Origin of the sequence: Pseudomonas sp. GXM4 (assembly GCF_008923895.1) — a bacterium.
Lineage (GTDB): Bacteria > Pseudomonadota > Gammaproteobacteria > Pseudomonadales > Pseudomonadaceae > Aquipseudomonas > Aquipseudomonas atacamensis.
Window position 1 is genome coordinate 1 of sequence record NZ_WBRZ01000350.1, and the last position, 4,771, is coordinate 4,771.

3 protein-coding genes are annotated in these 4,771 nt (G+C 61.9%); 2 read left to right on the forward strand and 1 reads right to left on the reverse strand.

All coding sequences use genetic code 11. The annotated features are described in order from the left end of the window. Window positions 1–52: 52 nt before the first annotated feature. Entirely contained in the window at window positions 53–1,447 is a 1,395-nt protein-coding gene (locus F8N49_RS25625) for a NorM family multidrug efflux MATE transporter (protein WP_122748384.1), read from the reverse strand. A 159-nt stretch (window positions 1,448–1,606) separates the two neighbouring features. Here F8N49_RS25625 and F8N49_RS25630 point away from each other — a divergent pair, with 159 nt between their 5' ends. Beyond that, window positions 1,607–2,527 carry a LysR substrate-binding domain-containing protein gene (locus F8N49_RS25630; RefSeq protein ID WP_016772577.1) on the forward strand — a complete coding sequence of 307 codons (921 nt, stop codon included), beginning with the start codon at window positions 1,607–1,609 and terminating at the stop codon, window positions 2,525–2,527. A 187-nt stretch (window positions 2,528–2,714) separates the two neighbouring features. Continuing rightward, on the forward strand, window positions 2,715–4,691 hold the full coding sequence (locus F8N49_RS25635) for a methyl-accepting chemotaxis protein (RefSeq protein WP_016772578.1): 1,977 nt from the start codon (window positions 2,715–2,717) through the stop codon (window positions 4,689–4,691). The last annotated feature ends 80 nt before the right edge of the window (window positions 4,692–4,771 follow it).

Genomic DNA, 4,771 nt, shown 5'->3' on the forward strand with positions numbered 1-4,771 from the left:
CCTTGGAATGTGTTCCCTCGTAGGAGCCGCCGAAGGCTGCGATCTTTTGATCTTAATCCGCGCCGATGGCCTCGAACCTCTCTGCAACTGGCTCGCGCCGAATCATCCGCTGCATCTTCCATTCAAACGCCAGCGTCAGGCTCACCGCCGCGCAGGCCAGGCCCAACGCCAGACCCCACCAGACACCCGTCGGCCCCCAATTGAGATGGAACGCCATCCACCACGCCGCCGGCGCGCCAATCAGCCAATAGCAAGCGAGCCCCACGAGAAACGTAGTCTTGGCATCCTTGAGCCCTCGAATACAGCCCATGGCAATCGTCTGCGTGCCGTCGAATAGTTCGAACCACGCCGCTACGGCCAGCAGGCTCACCGCCAGACGGATCACCTCGGCAAACGCCGGATCGTTGTGGTCTAGGAACAGGCCGACCAACTGGTTCGGCCACAGCCAGAACACCAGAGCAAAGCCGAGCATCACCACTGCGCCGAAGGCGATGCCGACACGCCCGGACATCCGTGCATCGACCAGTTGCCCGGCGCCGTAGTGTTGGCCGACGCGCATAGTGATGGCATAGGACATCCCGGCCGGGACCATGAACGCCACCGAAACGATCTGCAGTGCAATCTGATGCGCACCCATTTGCGTACTGCCCATGGTGCCCATGCACAGCGCAGCGAAAGCGAACAACCCGACCTCTACCGCATAGGTGCCACCGATCGGCAGGCCCAGGCGCCAGAGTTCCTTGAGGTATTGCCGGTTCGGTCGCGACAGGCCGGCGCGCAACGGATAAGCGTCATACGCCGGATGCCGGCGGATATGCCAGGCCAGCGCCAGTGCCATGCAGTTGGCGACAATCGCTGTGACCAGACCAATGCCGGTCAGACCCAGCTGCGGCAGGCCGAACATGCCGGTAATCAGCGCGTAGTTGAGCAGGAAGTTGGCCACCGTGCCGGCGAGGCTGATGACCATCACTGGCGTCGCCCGGCCAATCGCACTGGTAAAACCGCGCAGGGCCATGAAACTCAGATAACCGGGCAGGGCGAAGGGCAGGGCGATGAGAAATTGCCCGGCGGCGTTGACGTTGGTTTCGGTTTGGCCGAACAGCAGCAACACCGGTTTGAGGTTCCACAACAACAGCCCGCCGCCGAGGGCCATCAGCCAGGCCAGCCACAACCCGGCCTGTGTCAGGCGCGCGGCACCGATGATGTCGCCGGCACCCTGACGGATTGCCACCAGTGTGCCGACCGCTGCAATCACGCCGATGCAGAAAATCGACACGAACGAGTAGCTCGCGGCACCAAGGCCGCCACCGGCCAGCGCTTCGGGGCTGAGGCGCGCCATCATCAGGGTGTCGGTCAGCACCATCAGCATGTGCGCCAACTGCGAAGCAATCAGCGGCCCCGCCAGCCGCAGAATGGCCCAGAGTTCGGTACGCACAGGATGCTGCATGGTCATCACCACCCAAATTTCAGAGGGAACAGAAGAGCGTCGATTCTCGGCGCTTGGCAGGCTTTGCACAAAGGGATAAAAAGGATGGGTGGCATGATTAATACTCATCCTGAATCGTCCTGCCGAATTGGCTGTATCCCCGCTATTGGAGCTCTGTGTATGTCCCGACGCCTTCCGCCGTTGTATGCCCTGCGCGCATTCGAAGCGGCAGCGCGACACAGCTCGTTCACCCGCGCGGCGGAAGAACTGTCGATCACCCAGAGCGCGGTCAGTCGGCACATGCGCACTCTTGAAGAACACTTCGCCTGCCGGCTGTTTCACCGCAGCGGGCGCAATCTGCAACTGACCGAATCGGCGCGGCTGCTGCTACCCGGTATCCGCGAAGGCTTCGCCGCCCTTGAGCGCGCCTGTAATACCTTGCGCGCCGAGGACGACATTCTGCGCATGAAAGCGCCATCGACCCTGACCATGCGTTGGCTGCTGGCGCGGTTGAGTCGCTTCCGCCATTTGCAGCCGGGCAATGAGGTGCAACTGACCAGCGCATGGATGGATATCGATTCGGTGGACTTCAACAATGAACCGTTCGATTGCGCGGTGTTGCTCAGTGACGGGCATTTCCCGCCGGACTGGGAAGCGAGCCTGCTGTTTCCCGAGGAATTGATCCCGGTCGGCGCGCCGAACCTGCTCAATGATCAACCTTGGGATGTAGCGCGTCTGGCAGCTGCTGAACTGCTGCACCCGACCCCGGATCGCCGCGACTGGCGCAGTTGGCTGGAGCGCATGGGCCTGTCCGATCAGGTTTCGCTCAAGGGCGGGCAAGTGTTCGATACGCTGGAGCTGGGCATGATCGCGGCGGCGCGCGGCTACGGCGTTTCGATGGGGGATCTGTTGATGGTTGCCGAAGATGTTGCGCAAGGGCGCTTGAGCCTGCCGTGGCCTACGGCCGTCGCCAGTGGCCTGAATTATTACCTGGTCTGGCCAAAGCCGCGCCCGGGAGGTGAACGTTTGCGCCGTCTCAGCGATTTTCTCCAAGGCGAAGTCCGTGCCATGCAATTGCCGGCGGTAGAGCGCTTGAGCTGAAACGTTCGAGCCGGCACAATGCCACTACTGCGCCATACCCACGCAATCCGCTCAAGTATTCGGATTTTCCGCCGACTACGAGCATGTGGAACCGTCGTGCCGGTTCCGCGCTACCCCCATTATTAGAATATTTTCCGGGCAATTACCGCGATCAAGGAGGATTCGGTGGCTCGGCCAGGAGCTGTTCATGTCTCAACCTCGTGCTCGGATCGCCTCGCAGCTGGGCCTTGCCCTTGCTGTGATACTGGCGATAGTCATCAGCGGCAGTACGGTGTTCGCCTTGCGTTCGCTGGATTCCGCCAACCTCGCCACCCGTGAAGAGCATCTGGCCAGTGAGGCCCGGCTGCTGGCCGATCAGCTGAGTACCTTCCACGGTACGCTGCGCGAAAGCACCCTGCGCCTGAGCGGGTTGTTCGAAAAGCGCTTCGGCAGTGGTTTGAGTGTGCACCCCGATCAGCCAGTGACCGTGGCCGGCGTGCAGACTCCGGGCCTGCATCTGGGCAACGAGGTGCTGAACAACAACTTCAAGGAAGTTGACGAGTTCAAGCAGATGACCGCTGGTGTGGCCACGGTATTCGTGCGCAGCGGCGAAGACTTCATCCGCGTCAGCACCAACGTCAGCAAGCAGGACGGCACCCGTGCCATCGGCACCGTGCTCGATCATGCCAACCCGGCGTACGCGAAGTTGATGGCGGGGCAGAGTTATGTCGGCCGCTCGTTGCTGTTCGAGCGCTACTACATGTCGCAGTACACCCCGGTGCGCGATGCGGGCGGCAAGATCATCGCCGTGCTGTACGTCGGCTTCGACTACACCGATGCGCAGAACGCGCAGTTCGCCAATCTCAAGCGCTTCCGCATTGGCAAGACCGGCTCGCTGGCGCTGCTCGACGAGCAGAACAAATGGCTGGTGCCGATTGCCGGCGTCGAAAACCTGGATCAAGCCGCCCCGACCATCAACAACCTGGTGAAAACCCCGGGCAAGGGTGAGTTCTGGAGCGACAAGGGTGAGGACTTCTACAGCATCGCCGTGCCGTTCGAAGGTGGCCCGTGGTCGGTGGTGGCGAGCATGCCGAAAGCCGAGATCCGCGCGGTGACCTGGAGTGTCGGTACGCAACTGGCGATCGGCAGCCTGCTGGCGATGTTGCTCGCGGTCGGTTCCGTGGTCTGGCTGCTGCGCAGCAAACTTGCACCGCTGGGCGATCTGGTGCGTCAGGCCGAAGCCTTGGGCGCGGGTGATCTGAGTGTGCGGCTGAACGTATCGAGCCACGATGAAATCGGTCAGCTGTCCCGCGCGTTCAACCAGATGAGCCAGGCGCTGTCGACCATGGTCGAGCACATCCGCCGCGCTTCGGAAGAGGTCAACAGCCGTGCGCAGGCGCTGTCCGGTTTGTCCGGCGGCGCGTATGAAGGCATGGAGCAACAGTCGGGCGAAATCACCAGCATGGCCGGCGCCGTGGAAGAGTTCAGCGCGACGTCGCTGAACATTGCCGACAACATGGGCGCGACCCAGCGCTTGGCGCAGGAAAACGCTCAGCAGACCCAGATCGGCCGCAGCTCGATGGAAGAAGCGTCGTCGTCGCTGGAGCAGATCGCTGGCGCGCTGAACAGCACCGCCAGCGTGATCAACACGCTGGGGCAGCGCTCTCAGGAAATCGGCGGGATTGTCGGCGTGATCACTTCGATCGCCGAGCAGACCAACCTGTTGGCACTTAACGCTGCCATCGAAGCCGCTCGTGCCGGTGAACAAGGTCGCGGTTTTGCCGTGGTCGCGGACGAAGTGCGCAGCCTCGCCTCGCGTACCCGTCAGGCGACCGATGAAATCTCCAGCATGATCCACAGCATCCAACAGGAAACCGGCAACGCGATCAGCACCATGGAACAGGGCAATGTGCTGATGCAGGAAGGCCTTTCGCGCAACGCCAATGTCGCCTCGGCACTGGCGCGGATCGATGAGCAGAGCCGTTCGGCAGGCCAGCAGTTCGCCGCGATCACCACCGCCACTCAGGAACAAAGCAGCACTGCGACGTTGCTGAGCAGCAATTTGCAGAGCATCGCACTGGCCAACAGTGAGCAGCGTGAGGTTGTGTCGAACCTGGCTGTCACCGCGAAAGAGCTGGAGAAGCTGGCGGCGGATCTGCGTTCCGAGGTTGATCGCTTCCGCTGATGCATCTTTGAAACAGCTATCGCGAGCAGGCTCGCTCCCACAGTAGTCGGCGTAATTCACAAATATTGTGAAGGCACGAA